Consider the following 15,528-nt stretch of genomic DNA (forward strand, 5'->3'; position numbering starts at 1 on the left):
GCATGCTCGACGTCACCGGCCTGCGGAAGACCTACAGCGGCGACGGCCGCACCGTCGAGGCGATCCGCGACCTCACGTTCACGGTCGCCGACGGCGACCTGACCTGCCTGGTCGGGCCGTCCGGTTGCGGCAAGACCACGCTGCTCAGGTGCGTCGCCGGGCTGCTCCCGCCGTCCGGCGGCACGGTCACGTTCGCCGGGGAGCGGGTGACCGCCCCGCCGCCCGGGATGGCCGTCGTCTTCCAGGAGTACGGCCGCAGCCTCTTCCCCTGGCTGCGCGTCGCCGCCAACGTCGAGCTGCCGCTGCGCCGCAAGGGCCTGTCCCGGGACCGCCGCCGCGAGCTGGTCGCCTCGTCGCTGGACGCGGTCGGCCTGGCCGACGCCCACTCCGCGTACCCGTGGCAGCTCTCCGGCGGCATGCAGCAGCGGGTCGCGATCGCGCGGGCGCTCGCCTACGAGCCGCGGGTGCTGCTGATGGACGAGCCGTTCGCCGCCGTCGACGCGCAGACCCGCGCCGACCTGGAGGACCTGATCCGTTCCCTGTGGCGGCGCCTGGGCGTCACCGTCCTCTTCGTCACCCACGACATCGACGAGGCGGTCTACCTCGGCCAGCGGGTCCTGATCCTGTCCGCGTCGCCGACCGTCATCCGCGAGGACCTCCCGATAGACCTCCCGGCCGACCGCGACCAGCTCCACACGCGCGCGCTGCCGCGCTTCACCGAGTTGCGCACCCACGTCTACACCCAGATCCAGGCCGCGAAGGCAAAGGATCACTGACCGATGCGAAAAGGATGTCGTACGGCGAGGATGACCTCCCTTTCGCATCGGTCGATGATCGGCCGGCGCGCGGCGGGCGGGCTCAGAACGGGAAGTGCTTGGGGCGCTGCTGGAGCGTGATCCAGCGGAGATCGGTGAACGCGTCGATGCCGGCGCGGCCGCCGAACCGGCCGTAGCCGGAGGCCTTGACGCCGCCGAACGGCGCGACCGGCTCGTCGTCGACGGACTGGTCGTTGATGTGGACGATGCCGGTCTGCAGGCGGCGGGCCAGGTCCAGGCCGCGGGACAGGTCGGCGGTGAGGACGCCGGCGGTCAGGCCGTACGGGCTGTCGTTCGCGATCGCGACGGCCTGGTCGGCGTCGTCGACGGTGAGCACGGTGCAGACCGGGCCGAAGATCTCCTCGGAGTGGATGCGCATCCGTGGCTCCACGCCGGAGAGCACGGTGGCGGGGTAGAGCGCGCGGTCCGGCGCGCCACCACCGGCGGCGACCTTCGCGCCCTGGCCGGTGGCCTCGTCGACCAGGCCGGCGACGCGTCGCGCGGCGTCCTCGCTGATCAGCGGGCCGACCACGGTGGACGGGTCGGCCGGGTCGCCGGCCGGGAGCGCGGCGGCCTTCGCGGCGAGCAGCGCGGTGAACTCGTCCGCCACCGCGCGGTGCACCAGGATGCGGTCGGCGGACATGCAGATCTGCCCGGCGTTGAGGTAGGCGCCGAACGCGACCGCGTTCACCGCGTACTCCAGGTCGGCGTCGTCCAGGACCATGATCGAGTTCTTGCCGCCGAGCTCCAGCACGGCCGGCGTCAGGTGGCGCGCGGCCAGCTCGCCGATGCGCCGGCCGACGCCGGTGGAGCCGGTGAAGTTGACCCGGCGCACCCGGTCGTCCGCGATCAGCGTCTCCGCGATCACGGCGGCGTCCGCGCGGCCGTTGGTGATCACGTTGAGCACGCCGGGTGGCAGGCCGGCCTCGTGCAGCAGGTCCGCGAGATAGTGCGCGGCGACCAGCGGCGCGTCCTCGCTGGCCTTGACCACCACGGTGTTGCCGACCGCGAGCGGCGTGGCGATCGCGCGGGTGCCCAGGATGATCGGCGCGTTCCACGGCGCGAACGCGGCCACCACGCCGGCCGGCTGGCGCATGCCGAGCGCCAGCGCGTCCGGGTTGTCGGTGGCGAGCACCTCGCCGAGCGGCGTGCTGACCAGCGCGGCGGCCTCGCGCAGCATGCCGGTGGCCAGCCCGACGTTGAACATGGCCCAGCCGAACGGGCCGCCGGTCTCCGCGCCCATCAGCGCGGCGGCCTCGTGCGCGTGCTCCTCGAGCAGGTCCGCGGCCCGGTTGAGGATCGCGCGGCGGGCGGTCGGGGGCGTGGCGGCCCAGGCCGGGAACGCGGCGTGGGCGGCGTCCACCGCGCGGGTGACGTCCTCCGGCGACGCGGCCGCGACGTGCGCGAGCGGCGTACCGGTCCAGGGGTTGAGGTCTTCGGTCGTGCGGCCGCCGGTGGCGGGCACGTGCTCGCCGTCTATCAGCAGGTGCCGGGTGTCTGTCATGTGTGGCCCCTCGGAGAGTTCGCATGGCGCACAACAGTTACCCATGAGAACGCTAGAGGCGGCCTCCGTAGCAGTCAAGAAACGCGGGAACCCCGCCGATCGTGGGCCGATCGCTGCAGGGGAGGCGGCAGCGATCGGTCCGCGACCGGCGGGGCTCCCGATGGCGCACCGGCCACCTCCGGGGCCACCGGAGAGTGAAGCCTGAGAGCCTGGTGCGCCAAGCCGTACCGGACGGGTCAGAGCGTGATGATCTTGATGTTCTTCAGCGTCACGTCGCCGCCCTTGCCCTCGGCCGAGCAGATGTTGATCTGCTTGACCTTGCCGGAGCCGTCCGTGGTGTTGAAGCAGAGCACGTAGTTGTTCGCGTCGCCGCCGCGGACCTCGATCGATACGTTCTTCCGCAGGCCCTCGCCGTTGTAGCCCTTGACGTCGACGCCCTTGAGGATCCAGGCCGCGCCGCCGCCGTACGTGTTGCAGTCGTCGCGCTGGTTGAGCTTGTCCGAGACGACGTTCCAGCACTTCGCGACCGCGCCGCCGTTCGTGCCCTTCGGCACGCCGGTCCGGGCGATGGCCGCGGTGTCGATGGTCCGCGCCACGCCGCCCTTCTGCACGGTCACGTTGTTCAAGTAGACCTTGCCGCCCTTGGCCGTGGCCCAGCACTTGGTCATCTGGCCGGTGCCCTTGGGACGGTGGTTCTCGCACTTGTCGGCCGCGATGCCGGCCCCGGACGCGGCCCGGTCCAGCGCGGCGAGCGCGGACGCGTTCGTCCGCGCGGCGGACTGGGACACGAAGATCTCGAGGTTGCTGAGCCCCACCGAGCCGCCGGCCGCGTTCGCCTTGCAGTTGTTGAGCTGAAGCTTGTAGCCGGTCTTCTTGGCCAGGCTGAGCGCCGCCGCGACGTTGCCGCAGACCACGGTGGAGTTGCCGTCGCCGCCCTTGAGCGTGATGTCGGCGTCCGCGGCCGAGGCCGGTGCCGGGGTGACGGCCAGCGCCAGCGCCAGCGTCAGCATGCCGGAGGCGACCGCGCCGAGGCGCGTCAGGTGTTGCAGTCTCATGGTGTGATCCCTGTGTCGGAGGAGGTCGCGGGCCCGGCGAGCGTCTGCACGGCGCCGGTGGCGAGGTCCCGCACCGTGACGGTGAACGTGCGGGTGAGCGTGGGACGGCAGTCCAGTCCGGTGATTCCCGGTTGCTGCACGGAGAGCCCGATGACCTGCTCGCCGGCGCGCACGCCGGAGCCGTCGGCCCGGTGCTCGGCGACGACCTCGGTCTCGGCGGACGCCTGCGAGCTGAGCGAGACGCCGCCGCCCACGCAGGTGACGTCGACGTCCGCGGTGGCCCGGATGGACACCGGGCCGGTCGACCACGGCTTCGCCCCGGTCTCCCGGAACGTCACCGTGAGCAGCTTGCCGTCCCAGGTGGCGAAGGTCTTGTCCACGGCGAACGCCGGCTTCGGATCGGCCGCGTGCGCCGGAGCCGCCACGGCGGCCGGCGTCACCAGGGCACCGGCCACGAGACCGAGCAGGACCGCCGGGGGTACGGTGTGCGCGCGCATCTCAGGCGCCCGTGACGTACTTGCGCTCGCAGCCGGAGTACCAGGCGTTCTTCGCCGGGCCGAGGCAGCGGTCCTGGCCGGAGCCGCCGTCCACCTTGCCGCCACCGGTCCCGGCCATCAGCCGGTCGTCGTCCGCGCCGCCGTAGAGCGTGTCCCAGCCGTAGCCACCGACGAGGATGTCGTCGCCGGCGCCGCCGATCAGGATGTCGTCGCCGGCCAGCCCGATCAGGATGTCGTCGCCGCCGAAGCCGCAGATGACGTCCTTGCCGATCGTGCCGAGCAGCTTGTCCGCACCGGAGGTGCCGTTGATGGTGCAGGCCGGCCACGGCGCGGGCGCTGCCGGGGGTGCCGCCTGTGCCACGCCGGGCGTGAGCGAGGCGGCCAGGGTCAGGGAGAGCGAGGCGCCCGCCAGGAGGGCGCCCCGGAGCGGATTGGTCATCTGCCGTTCCTTCCAGGACTGCGGGCACGAGGGGCGCGGCGTGCGCTGAGAGCCCGTGCACGCACTTGCCGACGAGTCGAGGAGCGCGGCGTCTCCGCGCCACGCGGACGACCTCGGTGGATCACCGGTGCCGTCCGCGCGGCGGGGGAGGACCGCAGTGGTGAGCGGGCCGGTCACCCGGCCCGCTCAGCGGAATCAGCTGGTCTGGATGACCGTGAAGTTGACCTTGTCCAGCTTGACGTCGCCGCCCTTGGAGTCCGCGATCGCGGCGCAGTCCTGGTTGTTCTTGGCGGTCGCGGTGCCCTGCAGCACGTTCGCGCAGGCGGCGTAGGCGGTGGAGTTGCCGCCGGCGATCTTGATGTCCGCGCTGTTGTACTTCTTGCCCTTGCCGCCGGACGCGTCCTGCAGGACGGTGACGTCCACCTCCTTCAGGACCACGCCGCCACCCTGCGCGGACGAGATGTTGCTGCAGGTCTGGTTCTTCGGGGCCTTCTTGCCCCACTTGGCGTAGACCTTGGCGTAGTTCATGCACGCGCCGAACGCGGTGGCGTCGCCGCCGACGATGGCGATGTCCGCCTTGTTGGTGGTGCTGGACGACGGGCCGAAGCCGGCGGCGGCCGGCGCGGCGGCCACGGCGACACCGAACGCGGCGGTGGCGATCATCAGGGAGATACGGCCGGTGGTGGCCATGGTGATCTTCATGGTGAGAGCTCCTGAAGTACACGTGCCGGAATCGGTCCGACGCCGACCCGAGGACTTGCGGTAACCGGAGGTAACCGCGTGATCACTCGGGCAGGCAAAGACTATGTACCTCAGCGGCAAAGAGCCCGTATTTTCGCCATGTGAAGGCTGTCGCGTAATTTACACTACGATTTCGTAAAAAATCCGGCATGTCGGACACCGGGATCTAGAGTGGAACGTTTCCCGGGTGTAGGGCCTGCGGCGGGCGTCCTCGGTGGAGCGCCGCCGGCCGCGGCGATGCCCAGTACCCGTTATTCGGGGATCAAACCCTTCTGTGGCAGCGGTTCCGGCGCGCCACCCAGCCGGTCGGCCACGCCCTCGTTGAAGCGCTCCAGCAGGTCGGCGAACCGCTCGCGGTCGTCGGCCGGCCACTTTCCGGTCAGCTCGCGCAGCAGCTCCCGGCGCGCCGCGCGCATGCCGAGCAGCACCTCCGTGCCGTACCCGGTGATCTCGATCAGCGCGGCGCGCCGGTCACCCGGATCCGCGGACCGGCTGATCAGACCCTCGGCCTGCAGCGCCTGCACCTGGCGGCTGACCGTGGAGACGTCCAGCGTGAAGAGCGTGGCGAGCGCGGTCAGCCGCATCGGCCCGTCGTCGTGGAGCCGGCCGAGAATGCTGTACGCGGAGCGTTCCACGTGCCGCGCCACGCCGGGCAGCCGCAGATGGATCCGCTGGGTGCGCCGCACCAGCAGCGTCAGCTCCCGCTCGATGCGGTCCTGCGCGTCCGTCATCGACAACCCTCTTTCTCAGACCCCAACCGGACAGCGACGACGCGATGCCACGCGCCTCCTGAGCCGAACCCGGACGCCGGACGAGAGTCAAGTGTGGCCGGATCGTGCGGCAAGCGGCAATCGTGTGCGCCGGGTCACCATCGTGGCAGGCCCCTCGCGCGTGCGGGGGACGGGCGCGCGCACCTGTGCCAGAGTGCAGGGATGCTCGACCGCCCCAGCCTGAAACAGGCCGAACCAGGCCGGCTCCGGCTGGGATTCCGGGTGCTGCGCGACTGGCGGCCCACGGTCCCCCGGTTCCGGGCGCTGGTCCGCTCGATGGCCACCTCCTTCGTGGTGCTCGCGGCCACGCTCTGGCTGCTGCCCGGCGTCAACGCCAGCGGCCTGGTCGCGCTGCTCTGGCTGGTCGCGCTGGTCACCGGCGTCGGCGCGCTGCTGCGCCCACTGCTGCTCGGGGTGGCCACCGTGCTCGGCGGGCTCGGCGCGCTGCTGCTCGGCGTGGTGGTGCAGGCGATCATCATGTACGTCGCGCTGCGCCTGAACCCGGCCGCGAGCGTCACCGGCTTCGAGGTCGCGTTCGCCGCCTCCTGGATCGCGCTCGCGCTGGCCGCGGTGGTCAACTGGGTGGTCGACGCCGGCACCGACGACACGTTCGTGCTGGAGACCATGCGGCTGATGTCGCGCGTGCGGCGCAGCAACCCGGGCCCGGACGACCCCGACCGGGAGGGCCTGATCATCGTCCAGCTGGACGGGGTGTCCGCGCCGCTGCTGCGCTGGGCCGTGCGCGCCGGCAACCTGCCGAACCTGGGCCGCTGGCTGCGGGACGGCACGCACCGGCTGGCCTCGTTCCACACCGGCGTGCCGGCCACCACGCCCGCGGTGCAGGCCGGCATCCTCTACGGCGACGTGCGCCAGGTGCCCGCGTTCCGCTGGTACGAGAAGGCCGGACATCGCCTGATGGTGACGAACCGGCCGCGCGACGCCGCGGAGATCGAGCGCCGCCTCTCCACCGGCCACGGCCTGCTCCGGGACGGCGGCGTCAGCATCAGCAACGTGTTCTCCGGCGACGCGGAGACGTCGCTGCTCACCGTGTCCCGTGCGGCGCTGCCCGGCCCGTCCTCCTCCGGCTACGCCGCGTTCATGACGTTCGGACTGGCCCGCGCGCTGGTGCTCGGCTTCGGCGAGATCATGAAGGAACTGTGGCAGAGCCGCCAGCAGCGACGGCGTGACGTGCAGCCGCGGATCGGCCGTGGCGGCTACTACCTGCTGCTCCGCCCGGCCACGAACGTGCTGCTCCGCGACCTGAACGTGTCGCTGATCGCGGAACAGATGGCGAAGGGCGCGCCGGTCGTCTACTGCGACTTCGTCGACTACGACGAGGTGGCGCACCACGCCGGGCCGGCCCGCAACGAGGCGCTGCACTCGCTGGAGGGCCTGGACCGGGTGGTCGGCGTGCTGCACCGGCTGGCCGCGGACGCGCCCCGCGACTACCACCTGGTGATCCTCTCCGACCACGGGCAGGCACAGGGCGCCACGTTCCGGCAGCGGCACGGCGAGCGGATCGAGGACGTGGTGCAGCGGCTGGTCCGCCCGGCCGGCCCGGCCCGCTCGTCGACCGCGCCGGTCGAGCAGTGGGGGCCGGTGAACGCGCTGCTCACCGAGGCCGCGAACCGGTCCGGTGCGACCGCGGCCGCGACCCGCGCGGCCACCCGCAAGCGCTCCGAGGACGGTCAGGTCACGCTCGGCCCGGCCGACAGCGAGAAGTCCGCGGTGGAGGCCGGCGACGCGGAGTCCGTGGTGGTCGCGTCCGGCAACCTGGCCATGGTCTACCTGCCGCACCTGCCCGGCAAGGCCACCCGCGAGGAGCTGGACGCGGCGTACCCCGGTCTGGTCGAGGGCCTGATCTCGCACCCCGGGGTCGGGCTGCTCGTCGTGGACGAGGCCGGCGGACCGGTCGCGCACGGCGCGAGAGGATCACACCACCTGGCCGGGGGTACGGTCGAGGGCGAGGACCCGCTGCTGCCGTACGGTCCGCGCGCCCGCGCCGACCTGCTGCGCCACCAGGGCATGGACCACGTCGGCGACCTGGTGCTGATCAGCCCGGTCGACCCGGCGACCGAGGACGTGGCCGCGTTCGAGGAACTGGTCGGCTCGCACGGCGGGCTGGGCGGCTGGCAGACCGAGGCGATGGTGGTGCACCCGGCAGCCTGGGCCCGCGAGTCCGACGAGTTCGTCGGCCCGGACGCGGTGCACCGGCAACTGCTCGTCTGGCTGGAGAAACTCGGCGTGCGCACGCCCGAGATCGAGGACTAGGCCCGGTATCGGAGCGCGGTCCGGGCATCCCCTGTGGAACGGGGCCTGGCCGTCAGGCGGCGGCCTCGCGCCGGCGGTGCACCCAGCCGGCCACCTGGGTGACCACGACGACCAGCACGATCGCGGCCACCACGCCCTCCCACGGGCGCGGGAAGACGGTGCCGCCGAGCAGGCCGACGCTGGCGTAGACCGCTGACCACAACAGGCAGGCCGGCGCGTTCGCGTAGAGGAACGTCCGCCAGGTCACGCCGATCACGCTCGCGGCCAGCAGCATCGGGATCCGGCCGCCGGGCACCAGCCGGGAGACCAGCAGCACCGGCACCTCGCGGTGGCGCAGTTCGGCGCCGAGCCGGTCCAGCCGGGCGTTGCCGCGCAGCCAGCGCAGCCGGCGGGCCAGCGCCTCGCCGCCCCACCGGCACAGCGCGTAGGTGACCAGGTCGCCGAGGTACGCGCCGAGCGCGCCGGACAGCACCACCAGCACGACCATGAACGGGTTGCCGTGCGCGGCCAGCGCGGCCGCGCCGCTCACCGCCGCGCCGGTCGGCACGACCGGCAGCACCGCGCCGAACGCGACCACGCCGAACAGGGACAGCAGGCCGCCGAGACCGAACGTCACGACGCGCCGAGGTCCGCGGTCTCGCCGGGCGCGAGCAGGTGGGTGCGCACCTCCGGCAGCCGTTCCCCGGTCAGCCGCGCGAACTCGGTGCCGGGGGAGTGGAACATGTGCGGTCGGACCCGGCCCATGCCGACCGGCCAGAACGTGCCGTAGTGGATCGGGATCGCCGCGGACGCGCCGACCCGGCGCACCGCCTCCGCGCCGCCGGCCGGATCGAGGTGCTGCGACGGGTGCAGGCTCGGGCCCCAGCCGCCGACCGGCACCAGCGCCAGGTCGACCGGGCCGAGCAGCGACATGCCGTCGAACAGGCCGGTGTCGCCGGCGAACCAGGTGCGGGCCGAGCCCTCGATCAGGAAGCCGAGCGCGTCACCGCGCAGCCGTGACCAGGGGCCGCGGCCGCCGTCGTGGGCGGCGGGCACCGCCCGTACCGTGACATCTTTGATCTTGGTTTCCTCGCCGGCCGCGAGCTCGACGCAGTTGCCGGAGTAGTGCCCGCCCAGCCGGCGGTGGATCAGGCCGGTCGCGCCGCGCGGCACCACGAACACCGTGTCCGGCGGGATCCGGCGCAGCGACGGGATGTCCAGGTGGTCGGCGTGCAGGTGGGAGACGAGCACCGCGTCCGGCGGGCCGGGCAGCACCGGGCGGGGACCACGCACCCGGCGCAGGTGGGCGAGCCGCTCACCGAGCAGCGGGTCGGTGAGCAGCCGAACCCCCGAGTCCTCCAGCCAGACCGTGGCGTGCCCCCACCACGTGGCCGTTACCGCCGCGCTGTCCACGATCCCCACCGTACGGGACGATCATCGACCGCCCGCACGGAGACGCCTCACCGGGTGATCTCGCGCAACGCCGTGGTGAGCGTCTCGCGGACCGCGGCCGGTGGCATCTGGCGCGGGTACATCAGCGCCTGCAGGGACAGCCCGTCCACGATGACGTGCAGCCGTCCCGCGCGGGCCTCCAGGTCCGGATCGTCCAGCGGGCCGGTCAGCTCGTCCGGCGCGGGCAACCCGCGCAGCCCGGCGACCGCGAGCCGGCACAGGTAGCGGGTGCCGTTCCAGGCCGCGTCGCGCGCCGCGTCCAGCCCGCGGGCGAGCCGGGACCGGTCCGCGATGGCCACGAAGACCAGCACCTCGATGCGGCGCTCCTCGTCCAGCGGCAGCAGCTCCTCCAGCACCGCGATCACCCGGTCGAACGGGGTCAGCGACGCGTCGCCGAGGTGCACCCGGATGCGCTCCGGCACCCGCTCCATCATCAGCTGGGCCGCGAACGTCAGCAGCTCCGTCTGGGTCGAGAAGTAGTGCCTGATCGCGCCGGTGGACCAGCCGGACTCCGCCGCGACCGCCCGGACGGACGCGGCGTCCAGCCCGTCCCGGCTGATCACCCGCCACACCGCGGCGGCGAGCTCGCGCCGGCGCTGTTCATGATCCACGATTCGAGGCACCCGTCTTTTTTAGCACGGCCGTGTTACTTTGTTTTTCACACGACCGTGCGAAAACAAATCGGGGAAGGACGCTCGTGGATCTTCTGACGCTCGCCGGCCTGGCCGGACTGGCGCTCATCGACAGCACCAGCATCGGCACGCTGGTCATCCCGATCTGGATGTTGCTCTCGCCGCGGCTGCGGGCCTCCCGGTTCCTGATCTACCTGGCCACCGTCGCGGTCTTCTACGCGCTCGTCGGCGTGCTCCTGGTGCTCGGCGCCGAGGCCGCCACCACCGCGCTGTCCGGCCTGTCCGACGCGGCCTGGGTCAACTGGGCGCAGCTGGCGATCGGCGTCGGCCTGTTCGCGTACAGCTTCCGGTTCGACGGGAAGAAGAAGCGCGGACCCGGCCGCGCGGACCGCTGGAAGGCGCGGCTGACCGGCGAGAACGCCACGGTCCCCGCGATGATTGGGCTGGGGCTCGGCGCGGCCACGCTGGAGGTCGCCACCATGCTGCCCTACCTGGCCGCGGTCGGCCTGATCACGTCCGCCGGCCTGTCCGCCCCGGCCTGGCTGACCGTCCTCGGCGGCTACGTCCTGGTGATGATCCTGCCCGCGCTGCTGCTCGGCGCGGTCCGCGCGCTGGCGCGCCGGCACGTGGAGCCGCTGCTCGACCGGGTCGGCGCCTGGTTCGCGAAGCACAGCGACAGCACGCTCGGCTGGGTCCTCGGCATCGCCGGCTTCCTCCTCGCCCGCGACGCCGCCGTCCGCCTGGGCGTCCTCAACCAGTGGATCACCACCGGCTGACCCGGCCGTCCCGGCCGCCCGGCGCGGGTCAGGCCGGCCAGGACAGGTCGAGAGTGGCGACCACCGGATGGTGGTCGGAGGCGGATTCGGACGCGCCGCCGGTGACCGGTTCGCACCCGGTGCAGAGCGCGGCGAGCGGGTCGCTGCCGAGGACGTAGTCGATGCGCATGCCGTCCCGGGCGAACTCCCGGCCGCCGCCCCGGCTGGTCGGCGCCGTGAACGGCCGGCCCCGCGAGCCGGCGGCGGTCCAGAGGTCGCGATATCCGGCGGTGCGCAGCGTCTCGATCGCACGGGTGTCGGCCCTGTCCGGCAGGTGCCGGCGGACGTGGCGGGCGCGGTAGAGGCCGGGCATCGCGGCCAGGCGCTCGGTGTGGTCGGTGTCCGGGTCGAGCGCGTTCAGGTCGCCCATCAGCAACGCCATCCCGGCCGCGGGACTCGTCTCGCGGACCAGCCGGGCGGCCTCGTGGCGGCGGCGCGAGCTGGAGAACGGGTTGAGGTGGGCACTGGTCACGGTCAGCGGACCGCGGTCGGTGTCCACCTCCACCATGGACGCGGCGTGGTGCAGCGGCAGCCGGACCGCGCGGTGGCGGCGCACCCGGCCGGGCGCGCGGACCAGCACGGCGACCGGCATGCCCAGCGTGGCGCGGGCCAGGTGCCCGCTCATGCCGAGCGCGGCGGCGGCGTGTGCGAGCCGGCGGGCGCCGTCGTTGTCCCAGCCGCGCAGTTCCTGCAGCGCGAGCAGGTCGGGCCGGTGCGCGTCGATGACGCCGAGGATGTCGTCGAGCCGCGAGCCGCCCCCGTTGCGGATGTTGTAGGTCATCACGGTCAGCGCCATGCGAGTTCTCCTAACCGGGCCGGTCCGTGCACCCACCGGCGCGCGCCGGGCGCCGGTCACCGTCGCCGTCACCCGCCGTGCCCGAGGTGCCGGCCGCGCCGGGGCGATCGGTCGTGGGGAGAGCGGGGTGCGGAGCCGGGTCGAGGCCGCCGGTGCGGAAGCTGAGCCGGAACGCGTGGGTGGTGATGCCGAGCCAGGCGAGCCCGAGCAGGCAGCCGCCGACGACGTCGGAGACGAAGTGGACGCCGAGCGCGACCCGGGTGAAGCCGACCAGCACCACCAGCGTGGCCCACGCGGCGATCGCGACACGCCGCCGGAACGGCCCCAGCACGGGCACGAGGATCAGCAGCACGGCACCGTACGCGACGACCGTGCCGAGTGCGTGACCGCTCGGGAAGCTGTGGCCGGGCGCGGCCGCGATCGGCACGTCGACGATCGGCCGCAGCCGCCCGACCAGCGTCTTCAGCGTCGGATCGAGGATCAGCGCGCCGAGCCCGGTGACGACCAGGTAGAGCGCGGGCCGGACCCGCCGGCGCAGCAGCAGGCCGGCCGCGACCACGGCGACGAGCAGCGGCGTGACCGGCGGGCCGCCGAGCACCGAGATCCCCCGGAGCGCCGCGACCAGCGGTTCGTGCCGGGACACGACCGCGTTGAGGTCCGCGGCGACGGCGTGGTCGAGCGCGTGCAGCGGCGGCCATTCCGCGCGGACGAGCAGCAGGAGCAACCCGAACGCGAGCAGGGCGAGCAGGCCGAACGCGGATCGCTCGGTGAAGCGCCGCCACGCCGTCATCTGGCTCGACCTCCGGGGGAAAGACGAGCCGGTCTCCTACCCGGCGCGGCGGCCGGCTACACCACGGGGCGTCTGCGCGGCCGGACGGTCTTGCGGGCGCCGTCCGGCTTGACCGCGAAGCCGGCGCTGAACGACCGTACCCGCGAGGCCTTGATGGTCTGCTGTTTCGCGGACCGGGGCCGGGGCAGGCGCGGCGCGTGCGGGCGGTCGTCCTTGGCCGTGGGCTGCCAGCGGTCCGGCTCGGCCGGTTCGGGCGCGCCGACCCGGGCCGCCTCCAGCTGGGCCGCGAACGCGAGGCCGAGGAACAGCGCGATCCCGGTCAGGTTGGCCCACAGCAGCAGCGCGATGATGCCGGTCAGCGGGCCGTACGTCTCGCCGAAGCCGCCGGAGAAGCGCACGTACGCGGCGAGCAGCAGGCTGGTCGCCCACCACAGGATCGTGGCCAGCGTGGCGCCGAACAGCAGCCAGGACAGGCCGGGCTGGCGGCGGCGCGGCGCGAACCGGAAGATCACCCCGATCGCGAAGATGACCAGCGCGAGGCTGCCCGGCCAGCGCACCACGTCCCAGACGTCCGAGAACATCGCGCCCCAGCCGGGGTAGCGGGCCTCGATCGAGTCGCCGAACGGCCGGCCGGCGACCAGCGTGAGGAAGCCGAACAGCGCGGGTACGCCGGCCAGCACGGCCAGCGCGGCGGCGCGGACGTACTTCAGCACCGCCGGCCGGTCCCGCTCGACGCCGTAGATCCGGTTCGCGCCGCGCTCGATCTGCGCCATCGTCTGGGTGAGCGACACCATGCCGGTGATCAGGCCGAGCGTCAGCGCGAGCTCACCCGCGTCCTCGGTCGCGTCGTCCTCGGTGAGCAGGTCCGCGACCACGTCGTGGCTGGCACCGGGGGTCAGCGCCAGGATCGTGTCCGCCACGACCAGGCCGCCCTCCTCGACGCCGAGGTCGGTGGCGAGACCGGCGAGCGCGATCAGGAACGGCACCACCGCGAGGCACAGCTGGAGTGCGAGCGCGCGCGAGTGGCTGAACCCGTCGCCGTAGCGGAACCGGACGAAGGCGTCGTGGAACAGGTGCCAGCGGCCGTAGACGCGCAGCGCGTGCCAGGCGTCGTCCGCGGACAGCTCGTCCCCGGACATCAGCTGCGTCTCGGGGACCTGATTGGTGCTGCTCATGCCTTCTCCTTCACCCGGTCGGCCCCCTCGGCCAGGTCGCGGGCGCGCTCCGGCCGGGGCACGCACAGCACCAGCGCCTTCGGCCGGAGCCGGACGCGCAGCACCTCGGCCGGCGCGATCAGGTCGCCGTCCAGCTGCCGGGGCTGCGCCCGGTTGCTGCGGATCTCGACCTCGGACGCGGTGTACAGCTCCATCCGCGGCACCCGCCGCCACCGGTAGAGCACGCCGAGCCCGAGCACCACCCACTGGCCGAGGCTGCGCGCGGTGACCACGGCCACGTTGAACTGGCCGTCGTCCGGTTCCGCGTCGGCCAGCAGCCGCACCCCGCCCTGCAGCCGGCCCACGTTGCCGATCAGCACGGTACGGGCGCGCCGGTCCAGTACCCGGTTGCCGTCGAGCCTGATCCGCACCCGCATCGGCCGGTCCCGGAGGTGCCGGGCCGCGCCGAACAGGTACGCGAACCAGCCGATCCGCTTCTTCGCCCGCTCGGACGTGCCGGCCAGCATCTGCGCGTCGAAGCCCATGCCGGCCATCACCGCGAAGCAGTCACCGGTCTCGTCCACCTCGCCGACGTCGATCAGCCGCCGCCCGCCGTCCAGCACCACCTGCACGGCCGCGGCCACGTGCCCTTCCAGGCCCAGGTTCGCGGCCAGCAGGTTGCCGGTGCCGGAGGGCAGCACCGCCATCGCCACGCCGGTCCCGGCCAGCCCGGTGATCGCGGCCCGCACGGTGCCGTCGCCGCCGGAGACGAACACCACCTCCGCGCCGGCCCGGACCGCGGCGCGCGCCTGGCCCAGCCCGGGGTCCTCGGGCGTGGTTTGCAGCCAGAGCGGCTCCGGCCAGCCGGCTATCGCCAGCCCCTCACAGATCAGCCGTTTGTGCTCGTCGAGGTCGGCGACCTTCACCGGGTTGACCACCACCGCCGTCCGCACCGGCCGGGGCACGGCCGCGCGCAGCACCGCATGCGGCTGCCCGCTGTCTTCCATCACGGCCGACAGTGTGCAACAACCGGGCGCGGCGAGCGACCCATCGGGCGTACGCCACAGCTCACTCGGGTGATTCGGCGATCGCGGCGGCCACGCCGGCGGGGTCGGCGAGCATGTGCAGGTGCCCGCCGTGGAACGTGCGGACCGGCCAGCCGCGGCGCTCCGCGTCGGCGCGCTCGTCCGCGTAGGCGTCGCCGAACGCGAGGTAGGTCGCGGGCCGCGCGTCCCACCCGGCCGGTGCGTCCACGCTCGCGGTCAGGTAGGCGAACGGCATCCGCGACTGCTCGCGCTCGACGGCCGCCCGGGTCGCGGCGTCGGGGAAGAGCGCGTCCACCGCCTCCGGCGGCCACCAGCCGGTCCACGGCGGCAACCGGCCGTCCGCACCGGTCAGGTCCCGCAGCGCCCGCTGGAACCCCTCGGGAGCCACCGCGGTACGGCCGGTGGGCGGCGGCAGGATCGCGTCGGTGAACACCAGGCGGCGGGCGCGGCGGGCACTGGCCAGCGCGGGCGCGTAGAGCCCGGCGTTGCTGTGCGGGACCAGGACCAGATCGTCCCGGTCCGGGATCTGCCGCGCGAACGACGCCGCGATCTCCGCCGGGGTGTCGCCGCGCGGCGCCGGCACCACCACGTCCGGGCCGAGCAGCGCGGCGACCGGCGCCCAGACCGCGGGACCGAGGAACGGGCTGGGCAGCAGCACGTAACAGGGCATGCCACGGTTATACGCGTCACGCCGGGCGCGCGTGGCCCGCGCCGGCTCACCGGCGCCGGTGAGCCGGCGCCGGTCAGGTCGCGCGAACGGCGTGGGAGCCGG

At 73.6% G+C, this 15,528-nt stretch carries 17 protein-coding genes; 3 read left to right on the forward strand and 14 right to left on the reverse strand.

What is annotated here, in order from left to right:
• The first annotated feature begins 2 nt into the window (after nt 1-2).
• Nucleotides 3-776 (forward strand): ABC transporter ATP-binding protein, encoded by a 774-nt coding sequence (locus J2S44_RS28040; protein WP_310420015.1) that lies wholly within the window; start codon nt 3-5, stop codon nt 774-776.
• Nucleotides 777-858: 82 nt separating this feature from the next.
• Here J2S44_RS28040 and J2S44_RS28045 read toward each other — a convergent pair whose 3' ends face one another.
• The 6 genes from J2S44_RS28045 to J2S44_RS28070 all read right to left on the reverse strand — a co-directional run bounded on the left by J2S44_RS28045 (nt 859) and on the right by J2S44_RS28070 (nt 5,782).
• Nucleotides 859-2,319 (reverse strand): aldehyde dehydrogenase family protein, encoded by a 1,461-nt coding sequence (locus tag J2S44_RS28045; protein ID WP_310420017.1) that lies wholly within the window; start codon nt 2,317-2,319, stop codon nt 859-861.
• 236 nt (nt 2,320-2,555) lie between these two features.
• Nucleotides 2,556-3,374 (reverse strand): hypothetical protein, encoded by an 819-nt coding sequence (locus J2S44_RS28050; RefSeq protein ID WP_310420019.1) that lies wholly within the window; start codon nt 3,372-3,374, stop codon nt 2,556-2,558.
• The gene (locus tag J2S44_RS28055) at nt 3,371-3,871 is read right to left on the reverse strand and encodes a hypothetical protein (protein ID WP_310420021.1); all 501 of its coding nucleotides are present in this window, start codon (nt 3,869-3,871) and stop codon (nt 3,371-3,373) included. Before J2S44_RS28055 ends, J2S44_RS28050 begins: the two co-directional genes overlap by 4 nt.
• A gap of 1 nt (nt 3,872) precedes the next feature.
• The gene (locus J2S44_RS28060) at nt 3,873-4,310 is read right to left on the reverse strand and encodes a calcium-binding protein (RefSeq protein ID WP_310420023.1); all 438 of its coding nucleotides are present in this window, start codon (nt 4,308-4,310) and stop codon (nt 3,873-3,875) included.
• A 195-nt stretch (nt 4,311-4,505) separates the two neighbouring features.
• The gene (locus tag J2S44_RS28065) at nt 4,506-5,012 is read right to left on the reverse strand and encodes a hypothetical protein (RefSeq protein ID WP_310420025.1); all 507 of its coding nucleotides are present in this window, start codon (nt 5,010-5,012) and stop codon (nt 4,506-4,508) included.
• Nucleotides 5,013-5,302: 290 nt separating this feature from the next.
• Complete coding sequence (locus tag J2S44_RS28070) at nt 5,303-5,782, reverse strand: MarR family winged helix-turn-helix transcriptional regulator (RefSeq protein ID WP_310420027.1); 480 nt, start codon at nt 5,780-5,782, stop codon at nt 5,303-5,305.
• 201 nt (nt 5,783-5,983) lie between these two features.
• Here J2S44_RS28070 and J2S44_RS28075 point away from each other — a divergent pair, with 201 nt between their 5' ends.
• Nucleotides 5,984-8,092: an alkaline phosphatase family protein gene (locus tag J2S44_RS28075; protein WP_310420028.1), complete on the forward strand. Its 2,109-nt coding sequence runs from the start codon at nt 5,984-5,986 to the stop codon at nt 8,090-8,092.
• Nucleotides 8,093-8,144: 52 nt separating this feature from the next.
• Here J2S44_RS28075 and J2S44_RS28080 read toward each other — a convergent pair whose 3' ends face one another.
• The 3 genes from J2S44_RS28080 to J2S44_RS28090 are packed head-to-tail and all read right to left on the reverse strand — an operon-like array spanning nt 8,145 to nt 10,134.
• Nucleotides 8,145-8,708, reverse strand: coding sequence for a DedA family protein (locus tag J2S44_RS28080; RefSeq protein ID WP_310420030.1), 564 nt, complete (start codon nt 8,706-8,708; stop codon nt 8,145-8,147).
• The gene (locus tag J2S44_RS28085; protein ID WP_310420032.1) at nt 8,705-9,484 is read right to left on the reverse strand and encodes an MBL fold metallo-hydrolase; all 780 of its coding nucleotides are present in this window, start codon (nt 9,482-9,484) and stop codon (nt 8,705-8,707) included. Before J2S44_RS28085 ends, J2S44_RS28080 begins: the two co-directional genes overlap by 4 nt.
• A gap of 47 nt (nt 9,485-9,531) precedes the next feature.
• A complete protein-coding gene (locus J2S44_RS28090) occupies nt 9,532-10,134 on the reverse strand; it encodes a TetR/AcrR family transcriptional regulator (RefSeq protein ID WP_310420034.1) in 603 nt (200 codons plus the stop codon).
• Between the two features lie 86 nt (nt 10,135-10,220).
• On the opposite strand from J2S44_RS28090, the gene J2S44_RS28095 reads away from it, so the two are divergent.
• Nucleotides 10,221-10,931, forward strand: a complete 711-nt coding sequence (locus J2S44_RS28095; RefSeq protein WP_310420036.1) for a GAP family protein — start codon at nt 10,221-10,223, stop codon at nt 10,929-10,931.
• A 28-nt stretch (nt 10,932-10,959) separates the two neighbouring features.
• Here J2S44_RS28095 and J2S44_RS28100 read toward each other — a convergent pair whose 3' ends face one another.
• The 5 genes from J2S44_RS28100 to J2S44_RS28120 form a co-directional block, all read right to left on the reverse strand.
• Nucleotides 10,960-11,766, reverse strand: a complete 807-nt coding sequence (locus J2S44_RS28100) for an endonuclease/exonuclease/phosphatase family protein (RefSeq protein WP_310420038.1) — start codon at nt 11,764-11,766, stop codon at nt 10,960-10,962.
• Between the two features lie 10 nt (nt 11,767-11,776).
• Nucleotides 11,777-12,556, reverse strand: a complete 780-nt coding sequence (locus tag J2S44_RS28105) for a phosphatase PAP2 family protein (protein WP_310420040.1) — start codon at nt 12,554-12,556, stop codon at nt 11,777-11,779.
• A gap of 56 nt (nt 12,557-12,612) precedes the next feature.
• Nucleotides 12,613-13,731 (reverse strand): YihY/virulence factor BrkB family protein, encoded by a 1,119-nt coding sequence (locus tag J2S44_RS28110; RefSeq protein ID WP_310420042.1) that lies wholly within the window; start codon nt 13,729-13,731, stop codon nt 12,613-12,615.
• The gene (locus J2S44_RS28115; protein WP_310429963.1) at nt 13,728-14,717 is read right to left on the reverse strand and encodes a diacylglycerol/lipid kinase family protein; all 990 of its coding nucleotides are present in this window, start codon (nt 14,715-14,717) and stop codon (nt 13,728-13,730) included. Before J2S44_RS28115 ends, J2S44_RS28110 begins: the two co-directional genes overlap by 4 nt.
• A 61-nt stretch (nt 14,718-14,778) precedes the next feature.
• Nucleotides 14,779-15,426 carry a hypothetical protein gene (locus J2S44_RS28120; RefSeq protein ID WP_310420044.1) on the reverse strand — a complete coding sequence of 216 codons (648 nt, stop codon included), beginning with the start codon at nt 15,424-15,426 and terminating at the stop codon, nt 14,779-14,781.
• Nucleotides 15,427-15,528 lie beyond the last annotated feature (102 nt).

Origin of the sequence: Catenuloplanes niger (assembly GCF_031458255.1) — a bacterium.
Taxonomy (GTDB): domain Bacteria; phylum Actinomycetota; class Actinomycetes; order Mycobacteriales; family Micromonosporaceae; genus Catenuloplanes; species Catenuloplanes niger.